The 16,974-nt window shown below is 35.5% G+C and carries 22 protein-coding genes; 12 read left to right on the forward strand and 10 right to left on the reverse strand.

Annotated elements, in window-relative coordinates:
- The first annotated feature begins 120 nt into the window (after positions 1-120).
- The 6 genes from KF896_14110 (at position 121) to KF896_14135 (ending at position 9,536) form a co-directional block, all read left to right on the forward strand.
- A complete protein-coding gene (locus KF896_14110; protein ID MBX3044842.1) occupies positions 121-807 on the forward strand; it encodes a hypothetical protein in 687 nt (228 codons plus the stop codon).
- Positions 808-3,159: a hypothetical protein gene (locus KF896_14115; protein MBX3044843.1), complete on the forward strand. Its 2,352-nt coding sequence runs from the start codon at positions 808-810 to the stop codon at positions 3,157-3,159.
- The gene (locus KF896_14120) at positions 3,156-3,560 is read left to right on the forward strand and encodes a hypothetical protein (protein ID MBX3044844.1); all 405 of its coding nucleotides are present in this window, start codon (positions 3,156-3,158) and stop codon (positions 3,558-3,560) included. The genes KF896_14115 and KF896_14120 overlap by 4 nt, the downstream gene beginning before the upstream one ends.
- 4 nt (positions 3,561-3,564) lie before the next feature.
- A complete protein-coding gene (locus KF896_14125) occupies positions 3,565-4,071 on the forward strand; it encodes a hypothetical protein (GenBank protein ID MBX3044845.1) in 507 nt (168 codons plus the stop codon).
- A 2-nt stretch (positions 4,072-4,073) separates the two neighbouring features.
- Positions 4,074-4,640 carry a hypothetical protein gene (locus tag KF896_14130; GenBank protein ID MBX3044846.1) on the forward strand — a complete coding sequence of 189 codons (567 nt, stop codon included), beginning with the start codon at positions 4,074-4,076 and terminating at the stop codon, positions 4,638-4,640.
- A 150-nt stretch (positions 4,641-4,790) separates the two neighbouring features.
- Positions 4,791-9,536, forward strand: coding sequence for a phage tail tape measure protein (locus KF896_14135; protein ID MBX3044847.1), 4,746 nt, complete (start codon positions 4,791-4,793; stop codon positions 9,534-9,536).
- Between the two features lie 72 nt (positions 9,537-9,608).
- Here the strand turns inward: KF896_14135 and KF896_14140 are convergent, their stop codons facing one another.
- From KF896_14140 to KF896_14155, 4 genes are read right to left on the reverse strand one after another with little or no spacing between them, the layout of a single operon-like run.
- Positions 9,609-9,806: a hypothetical protein gene (locus KF896_14140; GenBank protein ID MBX3044848.1), complete on the reverse strand. Its 198-nt coding sequence runs from the start codon at positions 9,804-9,806 to the stop codon at positions 9,609-9,611.
- 1 nt (position 9,807) lies between these two features.
- The gene (locus KF896_14145; GenBank protein ID MBX3044849.1) at positions 9,808-10,035 is read right to left on the reverse strand and encodes a hypothetical protein; all 228 of its coding nucleotides are present in this window, start codon (positions 10,033-10,035) and stop codon (positions 9,808-9,810) included.
- Position 10,036: 1 nt separating this feature from the next.
- On the reverse strand, positions 10,037-10,231 hold the full coding sequence (locus KF896_14150) for a hypothetical protein (GenBank protein MBX3044850.1): 195 nt from the start codon (positions 10,229-10,231) through the stop codon (positions 10,037-10,039).
- A 16-nt stretch (positions 10,232-10,247) separates the two neighbouring features.
- Entirely contained in the window at positions 10,248-10,658 is a 411-nt protein-coding gene (locus KF896_14155; GenBank protein MBX3044851.1) for a hypothetical protein, read from the reverse strand.
- A gap of 198 nt (positions 10,659-10,856) precedes the next feature.
- On the opposite strand from KF896_14155, the gene KF896_14160 reads away from it, so the two are divergent.
- Positions 10,857-11,084 (forward strand): hypothetical protein, encoded by a 228-nt coding sequence (locus KF896_14160; protein MBX3044852.1) that lies wholly within the window; start codon positions 10,857-10,859, stop codon positions 11,082-11,084.
- A 256-nt stretch (positions 11,085-11,340) separates the two neighbouring features.
- Here the strand turns inward: KF896_14160 and KF896_14165 are convergent, their stop codons facing one another.
- The 6 genes from KF896_14165 to KF896_14190 are packed head-to-tail and all read right to left on the reverse strand — an operon-like array spanning position 11,341 to position 13,805.
- Positions 11,341-12,357, reverse strand: a complete 1,017-nt coding sequence (locus KF896_14165; GenBank protein ID MBX3044853.1) for a tyrosine-type recombinase/integrase — start codon at positions 12,355-12,357, stop codon at positions 11,341-11,343.
- A complete protein-coding gene (locus KF896_14170; GenBank protein MBX3044854.1) occupies positions 12,354-12,545 on the reverse strand; it encodes a hypothetical protein in 192 nt (63 codons plus the stop codon). Before KF896_14170 ends, KF896_14165 begins: the two co-directional genes overlap by 4 nt.
- Position 12,546: 1 nt before the next feature.
- Positions 12,547-12,729, reverse strand: coding sequence for a hypothetical protein (locus KF896_14175; protein MBX3044855.1), 183 nt, complete (start codon positions 12,727-12,729; stop codon positions 12,547-12,549).
- 60 nt (positions 12,730-12,789) lie between these two features.
- The gene (locus KF896_14180; GenBank protein ID MBX3044856.1) at positions 12,790-13,233 is read right to left on the reverse strand and encodes a hypothetical protein; all 444 of its coding nucleotides are present in this window, start codon (positions 13,231-13,233) and stop codon (positions 12,790-12,792) included.
- Positions 13,230-13,391 (reverse strand): hypothetical protein, encoded by a 162-nt coding sequence (locus KF896_14185; GenBank protein ID MBX3044857.1) that lies wholly within the window; start codon positions 13,389-13,391, stop codon positions 13,230-13,232. Before KF896_14185 ends, KF896_14180 begins: the two co-directional genes overlap by 4 nt.
- Positions 13,392-13,406: 15 nt before the next feature.
- Positions 13,407-13,805 carry a hypothetical protein gene (locus KF896_14190; protein ID MBX3044858.1) on the reverse strand — a complete coding sequence of 133 codons (399 nt, stop codon included), beginning with the start codon at positions 13,803-13,805 and terminating at the stop codon, positions 13,407-13,409.
- Positions 13,806-14,279: 474 nt separating this feature from the next.
- Between KF896_14190 and KF896_14195 the strand changes: the two genes are divergently transcribed.
- From KF896_14195 to KF896_14215, 5 genes are all read left to right on the forward strand, one after another.
- Entirely contained in the window at positions 14,280-14,480 is a 201-nt protein-coding gene (locus KF896_14195) for a hypothetical protein (protein MBX3044859.1), read from the forward strand.
- 153 nt (positions 14,481-14,633) lie between these two features.
- The gene (locus KF896_14200) at positions 14,634-14,858 is read left to right on the forward strand and encodes a hypothetical protein (GenBank protein ID MBX3044860.1); all 225 of its coding nucleotides are present in this window, start codon (positions 14,634-14,636) and stop codon (positions 14,856-14,858) included.
- Complete coding sequence (locus KF896_14205) at positions 14,830-16,479, forward strand: ParB N-terminal domain-containing protein (protein ID MBX3044861.1); 1,650 nt, start codon at positions 14,830-14,832, stop codon at positions 16,477-16,479. Before KF896_14200 ends, KF896_14205 begins: the two co-directional genes overlap by 29 nt.
- Entirely contained in the window at positions 16,480-16,812 is a 333-nt protein-coding gene (locus tag KF896_14210; protein ID MBX3044862.1) for a hypothetical protein, read from the forward strand.
- Positions 16,802-16,972, forward strand: coding sequence for a helix-turn-helix domain-containing protein (locus tag KF896_14215; GenBank protein MBX3044863.1), 171 nt, complete (start codon positions 16,802-16,804; stop codon positions 16,970-16,972). Before KF896_14210 ends, KF896_14215 begins: the two co-directional genes overlap by 11 nt.
- Positions 16,973-16,974: the final 2 nt, after the last annotated feature.

Consider the following 16,974-nt stretch of genomic DNA (forward strand, 5'->3'; position numbering starts at 1 on the left):
TGAAATCAAAGGTGGCTATGTAGATATTCAGTTTGTAGGTGATTATCATAGTGTCGGAAAATATATCATTAGTTAACAGAATTAAATAAACTTTTTTTTTATTTTTTATAGAGGTAGAATATGGCGGCAATTGAATTGCTATTCGGAGAATCAACTTTCTTAAGGCTTGTACCAGCAACCTTAACAGAAGGTAAAATCTCAGGTTTGGGAACAAAGATAGACTTCCCAAGAATTGTGTCTGCAAAATCAACACCTGCATCATCAGGAGCAGACTCATCAACACAATACCATACAACCGATGCGTCAAACGGCAACAGGTATTCAAGAATTGACAAATCAAAGAACTATAACATCATCTCAGGTGAAGTTATCGTTGATGATGGTGGAGGAGATTCAAAACCAAAAATTGAATGCGAGATTTTGGTTACTCCGGCACAAAGAAAACAAATCTGGGATTTATATAATGATGGAACACCTGTTTTAGCCAGCCGTGATATTGGCAAGTCACCAACTACGGATGCAATTGCAGGTTTTGATTATATTTGTGGCAAGATTACAGATTTGTCTGATAGTCCTGAACGCGGTCCGTCAAAACTTTCATTCAGCATTGCAGCTTCTGACGCTGTAGAATTTAAAACTACAGCTGAAGCTCTTGATGTAACCGAAGCGGATTACAATGCTATAGCAACCGGAGCATCAAATACCATTCAACCTGATAATGAACCAGAGGTTACAATTCTGGCATTAGCGGCTGGTGATTGGTCTGACATCGTTGTTGGCAAGTTGGTGCAGAAGTTAGTAAGCTAAATGACTTATCATCAATTCATATCATGGAAAGAAGATGGCCATGGGAGTATAATATCTCGCATGGTCATCTCTGATTCATTTGCAGGCATATTTGCAGATGTCTCTGATAGTATTGAAATCAACGGTATTATAATAGATGAAATTAGCTTTACTGCAAGGCCCGGAACTGGTGGCATTGAAAACAATATCATCAATTTTACAATCAGTGATTATATGCTTGATGAAGCATCTGTTCAAGCTAAAAATTTAATCTTGTCAGCTCAATCAAACAATATTTTTTTAGCAGTATTTATTGATACTAATGATGTACCAGATGTTGATGATGATCAATTTTTTGGTATTATAAGTAAACAGATTGAATCTGAAGATTTGGTATGGAATGGTGAATATTATGATATGAATCCGACTCCTGTTCGTTACTATAAATTGTCGGCTGCTCCCTTCGGAGCATCCGTTCTAACAAAATTCACAATGGAAGATTTGGTTTACGGTAATGAGGATGAAGAAATATCAGGTATATCAGCTGAGTGGGAAACAGAGCATGTAAAGGAAAGACCAGGATACTACTATTCCGTTTCAAAGAACAGAAGAACTGTATTTCAGGATATATTCAATCTTAATAGTTTGCTTAGAGTACTTGCAGATAATTTGACTGCTGCGATTAATTCAAAAGGTTTAGGTGCATTTAATATAGTGTTTGACCGTTCGGAGTTGCCTAACAATTGGCACCCTGCAAGATGGGCTCTTGTGCCTGATAGCTCAGGTAAGTCTTATTCTGTCAGAGAGCCTAAATCGAGTTCGACGCGTAGTGGAACTTCAGTACTTGCTTATGATATATTTACACATGATAAGCAAACTTTATTTATTGACCCTGATGGAAAGCCTGACACATTATCTGAAACATCAATAGGGATACCTTCCGACGAAGATACTATTCAATATTATACTCAGTCAATATGGCTGAATTACAGAATCATTAAGAATCTCGATAACGAGCCTCATCATCAATCTGCGGAACAATTCAGGATTACCAAATTTGATAATTTCGTTGAATTTCTTGAAGCAATTGCAAAGTTTTTTGGTGTTTTTATTCGTTTTTATTGGTTTAATGCTGAAGAACTAAGAATAAAATTCGTTAGTCGTGAAGCTGTGCAAAATAATAAAGTTCTTAAGATTAAAACCGTATCTAAAGCTGATTTAAAGCCTACTTCAACTAATATTGATGAGGCTAAACAGAAATATTTAAGCAGAAGTTGGTATCACTCTCTCGAAGGAGCAGATTTATATAGAAGACAATTTAATGAAACTACTGATTATTATCCCTCTGAGCGAATGCAAGGATTGAGTTTCAATGACACGTTTTTTACTATATCACCCACCGTTTGTTTGATGCCTAAGATGAGTCAGTTTGCTCTAAATAAAGTTTACATCCCTCATAACAACGCATTAAGACCTGTCACAGGCTCAGCTCCTTCGCAAGAAAGCAAGATAGCAAACACGGCAGGCTTGCATACGGCTGTTTATCTCTGTGCAGACCAGGGATTATATCATGAAGATTTCATTTACTCCCCATCACACTATTGGACTCCGGTGGGAGCTATGACTGCAAAGGTAAAGGGAATAGATAAAACATTTTATATGATGTCAGATTATGTAAATTATCTGAATACTTATGACTCTGACTATTATTATGCTGAATATAATCTCGAAATTCCATTTTTTATGTGGTCTAAAGATAGTGATGATGAGAAAAACTGGCGAGATATTCAACTCTTAAACAGGATAGAAATTGATGGTGTTGAGTGGATTATCGTTGATATAAAATGGAACTTTGCAGAGCTTAAGTATAGCTTGAAATTGCAATCAAAAGAGCGTTATGATTTCAGCAAAATTGTTGCTTCCCTTGAAAAAATAAGTTTAGTGGGTGATTATAACGGAGAACTTCCAGATTCTCCTAACGCTGTTTATTCCGCAGGAACTGTTGAAGAAGGTGTAAATTCATTTGATTTGGTTAGTCTAACCGAGCTTGGGACTTATGAAAGGACTATGCCTCAATCTGACCATTATCACAGAGTTGAAGGAATAGCTTTACTGGATGGCGATGGCTTTTTAATCAAAGTTCAAAAATCAGGAACAATTTTCTCGATCAATTTCCCTGACCGCCCACTTAACACTATAGTTTATCTCAGAAATCCTGCGGAAGTCACTCCTGAGCCCGTAAACAATTGGATTGATGAACCTTTGACAGAAAAAACTGCTGAAGAAGAATTGATATTGCAAGTCGGCAAATATGTAGGTTTTAAAACTATTGAATTATTCACAGGGTTTCCTGTAAAGATGGTGTTAGCATGAACTCAATTTATTTAAGATATGGAAGTTATGTAGATGGTGATATAGTTTGGGAGGATGCAAAGCTATATAAACCAACAATTCTACGCCCTTTATATTTAACTAAAAGAGTAAATGGAAATGACCTCAGAGATATTGGTCATAGCCATATTAAATCATTAAGAACAAAAAGTTATGAGCTGGTAATTTCAGCCAATGACTTAATAAATACTAATAATTTCAATTACTTGCTAAACTTCCTAAATTCTGAAGTAAGCCAATACAATTTTTCTAATTCTAATTGGGATGCCGATGGAGTTACAGTGATAATTGAAGCAAATGAGCAATTACCTGTTCAATATATAAATAACCACAAATTGCTAAGAAAAGTTAGTTTTAATTTAATTCAAAAATACCCGGATTAAGCAAATGACAAGTTTTAACAATTGGAAAGAATGGAACATCCTCCCTATCAACTCAGTAGTATTAAGATTTGATGAGGATGTCAACAAAGTTTACGAATTTTTCACTTTAGAAGCCGGTACAGAGTTTCGTTTTAAACTTCAAACTGACGAGAATGACTTGGGAACTTCAACACCTATTTGCTTTATTATCGAGGGTAATTTGTCTGTGGTGCAAAATAACTATAAGAATTTTAAGCAGTTTTATATAGATGTGATCAATTCCAAACTAACAAGATTATGGATTAAATTGCACTCTGAAGAAAATGACTCTAATCGCATAATAGATATAAACGGCTCTCCTCAATACGGTCAGACTCCAAGAACAACTTTAGAGTTAGAAAATTACAGCATCATTCCTGACATTACATTTAAGAGACCCTCTCCTGTACTAAATTTAAATATTTTGGGGTATCTCGATACCTCTATTATCAATACACATTACGATTTATTTATTCAACAATCATGGAGTTAAAAATGGAACATGTATTTAAAGTCCCTCGCAGAGATTCAAAGGGCAATATTGTCAAAGATGAAAATGGCGTTACAATTTTTGACGAGTATGTATATAATTTTGATTTGATGGGAGCGGACAGAATGCTTAGCGGAAGGAAACTTTTTCATATAAGCAATAAAGAATTTAAAGACGGTCCTAAAACGCTTGATGAACTTGAAGCTTTAGTAACGAGAGAAGCAGAAAGGCAGGCATTTGCGGCTATACTTATGAAAAAAAATGATGATGGATTTGAGAGGTATGACCCTTACAAATTATCATCTTTTGATGCTTTAAGAGATATTACAGGAAAGGAAAATTTTCATAAGTTGCTGGAGTGTCAGCTTGATTTTTTTCCCGAAGTCGGGTTGCAATCACCCGAATTGATGATGCAATCATTAGATATAACGAATCAAACCGTAAACATCTTGAAGACCTACAAAGAGCTCGAGGCGAAAACAGGCTTGGGATTGCAGGAGGTCATGCTCAACCTGATAAACGGATTAGAACTATCTCAAGAGAAGAAGATAGAAAACAATTCTACAACTTAGAAAATTTCAAAGATGAAGTTAGAGAGCCATTGAACTGGAGTGTCGTTTGGCTCGGTGCTAAAGCTGAAAATCGAAGCAGAAAAGAAATACTGCAATACCGTGTTTATGAATTTGTTGAAGTTATTGTTCACTCATTAGAAGAAAAGAGCTATGGATCTTAGTTTGAAGTTTAAAGCTGATGTTGAAGTCGAAGCTTTAGTGAAGAAACTGAATATTATGATAAAGGAACTGAAGACTAAACTTGGAGAGTTTGGGAAAGGAGTTGATATACTTGATGAAGCGAATATTAAGTCCCAATTCCAAGAAGTCAATAAGCAGTTTACATATATGACCAATAACGCCACAAAGTCAAAAGGCGCTATGGAGGCATTTGAGAAAAGTATTAATAATACGGCTAAGTCCGGCTCTGTGCTTGGTAAGGTGTTAATGTTTACTCAAGTTACTCAAGCAATAAGTCAAGTTAGTGCAGCTTTTGACCAGTTCTTAGGTCCATATCAGGAGTTCGATAAACAATTAAAAAACATCGGTACACTTGGAGTAAAGAATTTTGACGAGTTCAGGAATGCTGCGATTGACTTAGCATCAGGGGTACCGGACACAGTGGCAGGCGTTACAGAGGGTATTTATAATGCCATAAGTGCAGGAGCGATTGAAGTAGTAGATGGTCAGGCTGATGTGGCAAATGGAATGAAGTTTATTGAGCAAGCATCTAAACTTGCAGTAGCCGGTATGACAGATACTAACTCTGCAATTAAAGGTTTAGCGTCTGTGACAAATGCTTATGGAGTTGAAAATTTAAGTGCATCTACAGCTGCTGATACATTGTTTGCAATAGTAAAGAATGGTGTTACAACTGTTCCGGAACTTAACGCATCACTCTCGAATGTAGTACCTATCGCTGCTGCTGCAGGGATTAGTTTTGATGAAGTGGGTGCCGCAATTGCTACTATGACAAAACAAGGTGTTCCAACTGCTCAAGCTACTACAAAAATTAGAGCAGCTATAGCAGAGCTTATGAAGCCGGGAGCAAACCTTAAGAAGGTAATGAATGAAGCAGGCGTGAGTATGGAGACTTTACAAAAAGAAGGACTTGTAACAACAATGCAAAAACTGGGTACAACAATGAACGCTATGGGGACAGACGCTGCTAATACATTCAGTTCTATCGAAGCTGTTGGCTTTGCATTGTCTTCTACCGGAGAGAATGCAAGTAAGTTCGCAAGTGATTTAGATTCAATTAAACTTGGTGCAGGCAGTGTTGAAGAGGCTTTTGGTATAGCAAACGAAGGTATATCCGTTCAAGTTCAAGGCGTTTTAAATCAAATTGAGGCTGGCTTTTTTAAGATGTTTGGCGCTTTAGGTGATGGTGCAACAGGGATGATAGCATTAACTAATAAACTTGCACCTACTGTAGCCACGTTTGCAGGCTTAGGCACGTTGCTTCCCATTGATAAACTTAAAGATTTTGGAGCAGCAGCATTATCAAAAGTAGTACCCGGAATGACAGGCATGCAGAAAGCTACTCAAGGAGCTACTTCTGCACAAAAAGCATTCAATCTGGCTATGCTCGCCAATCCTGTATTTTTGACTGTAGCAGGCATTGTTGCCCTTGTAGCTGCTACAAAATTATTGTCAGATGCACTTCATGAGACAGCTAAAGAAAGATTGGATGATGCAAAAAGTGAGCAAGATTTGTTAAAAACCCGAATTGATACCAATAGACAAGAAAGAGTTTTGGCAAAATCAAAACTTGACATGGTTGATGCTTTTGAGTCACAAGGGAAAGCAGCTATGAAAAACCAAGAATTAATGGTGTCATTGTCAAAATCCTATCCTGGTGTAATATCAACTTCAAAATCTTATGAAGAAAATTTGAAAGCACTTAAAATTGCATCCGAAGAAGCTAATTTGAAATTAGGTGAATTAAATGATGAGTTAACAAATTTAGCTCAACAATCTATCGAAATGGATTTTAAGATTAAAAAACTTGAAGTTGATGTTGCAAAAGGTGAAATTGAAAATGAACTTCAAGATGCATTAGGTAATGTATTTGATGATGTGCAAGATTGGATTTTCGGCACTTCTGATTCAAGAATTGAGGGTGAGAAACTCATTAAATCATATACTGATGCAATTTATAATGCAAAGAATGATGGAGAGTTACAAAAAGCCGGAATCGAATTCCGAATGGCTATGACCGGAAATGAGGATTTGACTCCAAAAGAACAAGCCAATCTCGATGCAAAGATTAAGGATATGATTAACAGGCAGGGTGAAGTCATAAAGTCTCGAACTAAAGATATTGAAAAGGATTTAGCTACTTTAAAACAAAGCGGATTTAATGACGATGAAACTGCTGACCAACTGTCAAAATTATACAATGTGCCCAAAGAAAAAATAACCGAAATGATAGAGAAGCAGAAAGAAAGTAAGGCTTTAACGGATGAACAAACGGAAGCAGCTGAAAAATTGGGAGATGCGTGGGATAAAGCAAATAAAAGTGTAGCAGATAACATCAAAACAGGTCTTTCAGGTGTAAATGAATTGGCTATGAAGTTAAAGGATAAAAGTCTTACAAAAGAAGCAAGAGCAGAAATTCAAAAGCAATACAACGAGTCGTTGAGTGCCCTAAAGAGCCAAGTTAAATTAAAGAAACAATATGATGCAATAGAGGAGCAATCGCAGTATATCGCGGGGCTTAAAACAAGAGAAATCGTAGCTCAGTATGATGCAGCTAAGAAGTTGTTTGATTTGGAAAAGAAAAAGATATCAGGGCAGCTTGAAAGTTATCAAATAAATACTGATTTAAAAAGATTGCAAGAGGGACGAGAGAAGTCAATGATTGATGAGGTAGCATTACTCAATACTAAACGAAAGGCTCTCGAGGATGAGAAAACTGCTTTACTGGAAATTTATAAAGTTAGACAAGACAATGATGGCAATATTATTGACATCGGTGTTTCAATTGGAAAAAATCAAAAGAGAAGCGAAATAATAGAGGAACTCAATAGTACTTTAAGCTCATTAAATAACTCAATCACTAAAAATGATATTAATGAATTAGAATTGAGAGCAAAAGTTAAGTTATCTAACGAGGAGCTTAACGAGCAAATTCGTAAATTAGAGTTAGAACAATTGAAATTTGATATTGACTTTGGATTTAAAGACAAAGACAGTTTGGTCGAATTTCTGGAAGAAGACATGGATTTAATCAAAAAGAATATACAGGAAAAACAAGATGAACTGTATAAATATCAGGATCAATTAAAAGCAGTTGCCGGAGATTCTGATTTAGATTCAACTGCTCTCGAATACGAAATATCCCAGATTCAAAAGCAATTGATTGATTTGCAGTCAAAAGAAATAGCATCAAAACGAACCATCGAACAGGAGAAACGAGCATTACGTGAATCTTCATTAAGAGATTTACAGGAAAAGCACGCTCAGGAATTAGAGGAGATAGAAACCCATGCCAACGCCACTAAAGAAATAATGGATATCGCATTAAAAGCAGTCGATGCCGGGCTCTCAAAAAAATCTGAAAAAAATAAAAATAACGAACTTACTAAATTAGAAAGTCAGAAAGAAAATGCAATCATATCTGAACAATATTTCAATAAACGCAAAGAAGAAATCGAAGCAGAGCATAACCGCACACTTAAGAATATCCAAGAGGCTCAGCGAGGTGCAGAATTGGAGGCGGAGAGAATTCAAACACAAAGGATACTTGAGGAAAAGAAGAAAAGAATTGAATTAGAAAGAAGTACATTAGATGAAAATCTTGACAAAGAACGGTATCAGGATTTAACTAAGCAGTTGTCTGAACTTGAAGGACAACTGAAGACTAAAGGCAGTTTACTTGAAACATATTCCCTTGAACTTCAAGGTAATATGGGAGAAATATTTGCCAATCTTCTCGGTGGGGACAATGAAGCATTAAAAGAATCTGCTAAGGATATGTTTGCTTTCGTAGCAGGAATACTTAAAAAGGCAGCGGCTGCTACTGCTACCAAGTTAATATTAGATCAACTCACCTTGACTCCTGGGGGTTTTCTTGCATTAGTTGCAACTCCAGGTATAACAGCCTTTGTAAATGTTGCTATATCCAAAATACTCGACCCAATACTATCTCAAATTACTTCATTCTCGACAGGCGGACGCGTTGATGAACCGACACTCGCAATAGTAGGCGATGCATCACGCTCAAGAGGCGGACGCGACACAGAGTGGATTACACGTGACGATCAATTAATGTTCATTATAAACCTTGCTATAGCAAGATACCTTGATAAATTTGAGAACTCCATCAGACCATTGATGTATAATTTGGATATGAAAAATCAAAAAATGAGCAGTTTAAGTGTGAATGAGTTTGGAAGTTTGATTGACAACAATTACAATGCTCTAACAAAGATGCATCATTCAATTAAAGGTATTGATGAATCTTTAAAATTCTTACCTCAGAATATCAAAGACAATTTAACTGCTGACAAAATCATTAAGATTTCAATTGAATCAGTAGAAATCAAAGGTTTGACTGATTCATATAATAAAGGAGAAATAGGTGAGGATGACTATATCGTCAAGTTATCCGAAAAGCAAAGAAATATAAAGAGCTATGCCGGTAGTTCAGGCTTTCTTTATCAACCGGAGCTTGCATATATAGGAGATGCAGGCGTTAACAATCCGGAAATAGTTTTAAATAATCCCGACCTTAAGGCTCTTGTGGCATCAGTTGGTAGCCAAAGTAATGCAGCAGTTGTTAAAGAACTTGGGGAAGTAGAAAAACTGCTGCATCAAATGCTACAAAAAGATACAGACATATATCTGGACTCAAGGAAAGTTACAGACGAAGTTCAAAGAGAATTCAACAGGCGTAGAATCAAGAACAATTAAACAATCCCTTCACCCAACTTCATATACTCCATGATAGCACTCTGAAAAGGGTGCTTTTTTTTGAAATATTTTTCAGCTATGATTTTTCCTTGAATATGATAAACCATATTGCGACAGATATTCAGTTATTTTTTTGCTGTCGGTCGTGTTCAGGGGGGAATTGCTTAAGAGCTTTTTCCCGAGTCCCTGTCGTGTCATACCGATTGCCTCTGAAATTTTAGTAGAAGGTATCAATTTTACTAATAATTTCAAGTCTTCTGTTTCAATCATGTTATAATTCCTTAGTAGTTAAATTAAAAGTTTTGATTGCTTTAGTGCTTAGCAATGCCGCTATATAGTCATAGCAGTCAGTATTTAAAGCCATAATGCCAAAAGTTGCATATTTGTCATTTGCACCATAAAGGCAAAACCCAGCCTCATTAGAGCCATGAATAATATTTTGCGTTGCTTTTTTGTCAGCAACTTCGACATCGAAAGTAATAATCATTGACTTTCTCATATTATACCTCTATATACCATCTTTTAGCTGATGAATCCCACTCAGCTCCGACGGCAAGAAAATCGTTATCATAATTCAGATTATAATAATAATCAACGACGTTGCCGTTACTATCTACAAAAGCATCTTTAGCGATGTCATTACTGACTAAGCCGTCTGCAGTAAAAACCTCTTGAACCACGTGATAAGCTCTCATTTCTAATCTCCAAAAATTATTTAACAAAAAATATATGTATATCATCAACACTTTCAATCAATTCAACTTCGTCAGCACTAAAACAAACACCGTCACCAGCGAAGTAAGCACTTTCAATTTCAACTCTTGCATCATCTAAATTGTCAGAACTAAGCTCTACAAAAGACAAACCATGACCTGCGTTCACATTATCAACTAAAACATAATAACCTTCATAAAGTTCACGAATATCCGCACTTCTTAACTCGTCGCCCCACAACTCCATACCTGAAATATACAAAGGCATATCATTTTCTAAACAATTCTGGATACCTGCTTCAAGTTCGTCCGCTGTACAAAACAAACCTTCTTGACCAAAATTCCAGCTTGACCAATTCCGTGCTAAGTCATTTTGTATGTGTCCGCTTTTTCTTGCTAACAGTTTCATTTCATTCTCCAAAAGTTATAAAAAAATTAAATTGTAAATTAATTACAATACAAAAGTAAATAAAAGTTTGCATATATGCAAATTATTTTTTACTTTTTTCACTTTTTTTTAAAATATTTTTAAAATTATTTTATTTCTATTGAATGTGAAGTAAGGTATTTTTGTAATATGTTTTTTAATCATTATCGGAGAACTAAAATGAATTATGAAGATTTAAGAATTATTTCCGGATTAATTCCATTAACCAGATTTTCGCAATTACTCAATATATCCTTGTTTGATTTATTAAATAAAGATGAAAACCTTACCGAAGATGAACTTCTAAATGTTAATCATCTTCTAAGGTCGCACGGGCTATTTTTCAACAGGACCGCATTTAATGATTTTTTGTTTGAAAAAATGTACTCTATCGATAAAATTGGTTGATTTTATGTGCCGTTTGTGTGCCATTCATTTGCAACTTTTTAATACTTTACGCTACATAATGCAACATCTTTACAAAATTAAAAAAGTCTGAAGATAAGCACTAATACTAACGAAAAAAGGCTGTGATTGATTTCACAGCCTTTCTAAATTTTACGTGGTCAGAGAGGGAGTTGAACCATTGGCAGATTTTGTAAATAATAAATTATACAACGGTTTACGAAGTTGAAGAAAATCATTGTGCGATAATTTGAATAATTTATAGCTTTTCAAGCTCTTTTTTGAGCTCGCTCAGCTTTAATTTTGTGATGTAATTTTTTGATTGTACTTGGGTGGTATGACCCAAAATTTGGGCTGCAACTTTTATATTGATACCGCTATCTATGAGTTTGTTTTCGAAATATTTACGGATTGAATGAAAACCCCTGGCTTTTAATTTAAGTGCTCTGCATGCTTTGACAAGTTTTGTATGCGGATAATCGGTTATTTGATATTTTATAGGTTTAGGTTTTGATTTAAGGTGTTTGACCAATAGGGCTAACTCACTGCCCTCAAGCACAGGGATTTGACGCAAATATCCACCTTTGCCGTGTACTTGAAGGTAATCTTTATGTAAATCTTCTCTTTTTAAATTGATGACTTCTTGAATTCGTAATCCGGTTAATGCAATCAGTTTGATTATTGAGTGCATTTCAGACCCTTGCTCGAAGTGGTTTAATAATGCATCTATCTCAACATCTGTGAACTGGGTCGGTGTGAGCTGTACAGATTTGGGCATTAATGAGGAATTGACGGGGTTTTTATCTATAAAATTATTGCTGACAAGGTAATTAAAAAATACTGATAAGAGCTGAAGCGATTTATTGATAGTGTTGACGTGCAATTTACTCTTAGAAATCTGCTCTATCAGATGTTTTTTTAAACGGTCAGGGTCGTCGGTTGTTAAATCATAATCAAGCCAGTGGCTAAATGACTGCTTATATTTTTTCACAGTCGAGAGTGTAACTGATTTGGATTTAAGGTTAAGAAAATCTTCGAATAAATCACCTATTAAGATTGATTTGACCGAACCAAGAACAATTTTATCATGAAGTATTTCAAGCATACGCAAGGCACGTTGGCGATTATTCAGGTGCCATATTAAACCTGTGCTGCGACGCACTTCTTTACCTTTGAAATGCACATGCATATAAATACTGTTACCACGTTTTTTAAGGTAAGCATAGCGGAACAGCGGATGAGGAATTATATCTGTATCTGATTTACGACGACTCATTTCTTTTTATGCTGCCAGCACAATGAATCAATATCGTAAGTAGTTCGTTTGCATTGAGCACCCTTTAAAGTGATGGCTGTGCAGCGAACCGGAGACATTAAAGCCTTGTTTTGATTGCTTTTTGCTTCATCTCTGACAGTCGAACAGGATGATATGACGATAAGCAATATGATTGCAAATTTTTTCATCTCAATTAGCACAAAAGACAAATAAACTCTGGATAGCAGGGTTTAGTATTCTAAATGTGCCTTTATACATTGGAAATGCAAAGTATGTATGACTTTTATTATCGCAACGGGTTATTCTCCATTGCGGGTTGTAGTCTTTGAATCTGTAATATTCCAATATATCTACTTTGTAATCCGGTTGCATGACATTAATCCTATTTTTAGGGTCAGAGATGCAAATGAACTCTGACCCATCTGTTAAGTTTTAATAAGTTCCAATTATTTCCCAATCTCCTTCTTCCCCATCTTTCCAGTGATATTTGCGGAATGTGACCACCATTTGATTTTGTACCATCACGCCTAATCTGTTTTGAGCTTCATATTCTATTTTAACATTTGCTACACTATAAGGTGTATTATCGTGTTCCGAAACAGCTTTTAGCAGTTCAAATTCACGGCGTCCTTGAGCTGTCGCTGTATCAATATTATTTTCATCAAGTCCCGCAGCCTTAGCCATTGGATTGTCATAACCTACAGTATCTATAATTGATATATTTTTCTTGTCTAATTTAGCAAACTTAGCACTGCTCGGTGAGACTAATTGCTTTTTAACATGCTCTACAGCTAAATCATACAGCTCTGACTCAGGCGATTTGCCGCAAGAAACTATAATTAAAAATGATATAAAAATGTAATAATATCTTTTCATAATTCACCTTTTTTATTTTTATCAATATATTCACTGACTATTTTTAATATTTTATCTACATCGTTGAACATTTTGAATGATCGCTGTATGTATAATAATGCGATAATAAAAAAACCTATGCCAATTACAGCCGTAACGATGCCAATTAACTCATCCATAAAATACTCCCATAATTATTTAATAAAACCATTTATATATTCTACTAATAGAACAAATTTATCACGTTCCGGAATATTGTAATTAAGAACCGTAGCAACTTTTTCTTCCACCAATTGTTCATTTCGTGTTCTTACCATACCGGCACTCAATGAATAATAGGGTTGTAAATGCTCATTGCAATATATTTCATCGAGCATATTACCTTCTCCTTTAATATACCAGTCAACATTCAAACCGTATTTAGATAAAAATTCCAATACTTCATGTTTTGTTATAATATGTTCCGAGCTTGACAAATATTTGCTAAAATAAGAAGATTCACGCCCTAATTCGACTGACAAATCACTTGCTTTTTTTCCTATTTTCTGAAAAAACGCCCTAAGCCTCATATTTGGAGTAATTACATCATTCATAATGCACCTTGAAATTCTCTGATAATTAAAAAACGTTAACCAAATTACGTAGAAGATGATACGTAGTTACCCTGATTTTTACATAATTTAGGAAAAAAAACAATTTTTTGAAAAAAAAACTTGCACAGATTGTTTTTTTTCCTTACTTTTACAATTGTTATTGTTGCAGAAACAAAAAACACTAAAAAGAAAACAAAATGCAACAAAAACAAAACTCAAAAAAAGTTCTTTGAATATCAGCAGAGTAAGCTCATAAACTGAAAACTGATTAAATAATGGAAAGGGGCGTTGTGCACCCGGAATGATTTCGCAAAGTCCGGTGTTGTTCCCCCTTCCTCATTATAAAGAACTATGTTCATTGACAATTGAAATAATGCGATACAAAAAATTATAAAATTAAATTCTTCAGGGCGTGGACTCGCACTCTACGCTCTGATTTAAAATTAAATTATTATATCAATAAGGAAAAATTTAATGAACAATGAACCAGTTGAAAATGATACTGAGCAAAATCCTGTGATGGGGTTCAGAATTTCTTCTAAATCTATTGAAAGATTAGACAAAATTGCAGAACAAAATCTCAGGTCGAGAGCAAATATGGCACTCTACATCATCGAAAAGTATTTAAGTAAATACGACGAGATGCAAAGAGACCCTTTTGCTGCCGCTCAATAATCGCACATACAAAAATATGAATAATTTTTGACATACGCAAATTATTTGCGTACATTTTGTACGTATATTTTATACGTACATTTTATACGTACATTTTATACGGAAATCAAACAAATAATATTGTTTTTCAATTCTATTTTTAAAGGTATCTATATGCTTAATATAGAAAATATAAAAAAATATGCTACTCCAAGCCGAAAAAAATACAAAATCACATTAAACCTATCTTCACAAATTTATGATAAATTCAATAAATTAAAAGATATTACTATGATTCAGGATAGCACGGCTTTGCTGAGAGCACTAATCGTTACTGCTTACGAAGAAGCAGTACAGGAAGGAGTTAAATATGAATCAAACACAGACAATCAAGCTTGATGAGCTTGAAATATCTAAAAAGTTTCAATCCAGAGCGGCTATTTCGCAAGATGTAATTGATGAATATGCTTACGCTTTGAGGTTAGGAACTGAACTGCCGCCGATGACAGTATTTCTTGACTCAGCGAAATACTATCTCGTTGACGGTTATCACAGATACTACGCACACAAAAAAGCAGGCAATACTGCTGCAGTTTGCGAAGTACATTACGGAACAGAGCGTGACGCTATTCTTTATGCTGCAGGTGCCAATGCAAAGCATGGACTGAACAGAACCAACGAGGATAAGAGAAAAGCAGTGATGACTCTGCTGAATGACACTGACTGGGCGCAGTGGAGTAATTATAAAATTGCTACTCATTGTAGTGTTTCAGAGGGTTACGTCAGACTATTAAGGGATGCAATTATTGGCGATACTTCGTATATACGAAGTATGAAATCAGAAACCGGAGAGGATATACAAAGTGATACTACGTATATACGTAGTATGAGATCAGAAGACCAAGAGGAAAAAGAAGATATAAACTCCCTTGGATTGCGTCGTTTCACCCACTCGGAAGCCTCGAAGAATTTGACTGCCTTTGCATCCGGCTGGCAAGACCCTGATGATGGTCCTGAACCACGCAAAAGAGTTTATATACATCCTAAGACCGGACGGCAAACGATGATGGATGTATCGAATATAGGCAAGAAAAAGAAAAAAGAGAAAAAACCTTATGAAGTCGGGCATGAAGGATATGAGCCACAGGAAATAGTAAGGAGTGTCCCTGTACTGGTTCCAAATCGAATTGAGCAAGAAGATGAAGACCCTGAGCCTATATCTCATAAAAACCCTTATCTTGCATATTCATACAACACTTATGACAATGTAAGAATTTTGAATATCAAAAAAGAAGTACCGCCTATTGATTACGCCAAAGCTGCAAATATGCAATTCTCTGAGCATGATCATTACAGGATACTTCATGATATGACAAGAAAAGAGCTTGAGATATTCAGTTTTGACCCTGAAAGTGAATTTTCAGAAGTTACAGAAGTCCCGGGTAAATTCAGACTGTCACCTGCGACTATGAAGAAGATTGAAGAGTTGGGCTTTAATTACGATGAATATATAAAAGCCTGCGTACCGCCATCGCGATTCGACAAAATACTGATAGTATTTAAAGAAACGGCACCGAGTTATCGCCATAAACCGGATAACGACGCAGAAATTCTTAAACCTTATTTCATAAAAGAAGTACTGCCGGATTGCAATTTAGATGACGAGTACCGAGACCAGCTCGTTGGTACAAAATACTTCAATTCAACTGTCTTTTTAAATCATATTGCAGCTCTTGAGACGCCGACTAAAATTGAGCGGTGTATAGCAGAAATACGACACGGCGGAGTCCGACATATATGGGAATTTCATCACATGCCATCAACCTTTGATGCTATTGACAGAGATGACCCTGACGGATACAGGCTGGGTGATATGAACTATAAAAAAGACAAAGAAGTTGAGAGATTTTTAAGGGAAATGCTTGCAAGGTTCGACTTCATACGTGAAAGGACACGAAACGCACGCATACATCAGATTTTAAATTTATTTGAAACACATCTTGAATTAATTATTCCATAAATGAAAAACCTTGTCTGGGGAAGCAAACAAGGTTCTTTCAATTCAAAAACTATTAAGGAAACTTATAATATGGACGCAGAATTTAAAAGATTATTGCCGCTTCCAATCCGGAAATATTTGGATTCGGCGGCAGTAATTATAAGTCAAATCTCGCCCGAGCTTTGGGATGAAGCAATAGGATATCTAATCATTAAGCTCAAGACGAAGCAAGCCATAAGACGCGGGCATCCGCTATTTGCAGAGAAATTTGTTTGCGATGTCAAAACTCATATACGTGAGATGAGCAAAGGCAGCAGGTATATAATCAGAAGGAATCAAATCTATGCTGACTAAAAAACAAGCGGCAGATAAATTAGGTGTTTCGACGCGGACCATCGAAAGGTATGAAGCAAACGGAATTATCAGACCTGTAAAGCTGCTACTGAGAAGCAACGGCAATTATACTAAAAGGTATAAAGAAAAAGAACTATTAAAAATATTAGAAGGAAATTAATT

Source organism: Ignavibacteriota bacterium (genome assembly GCA_019637995.1).
Classification (GTDB): Bacteria; Bacteroidota; Ignavibacteria; order Kapaibacteriales; family UBA2268; genus JANJTB01.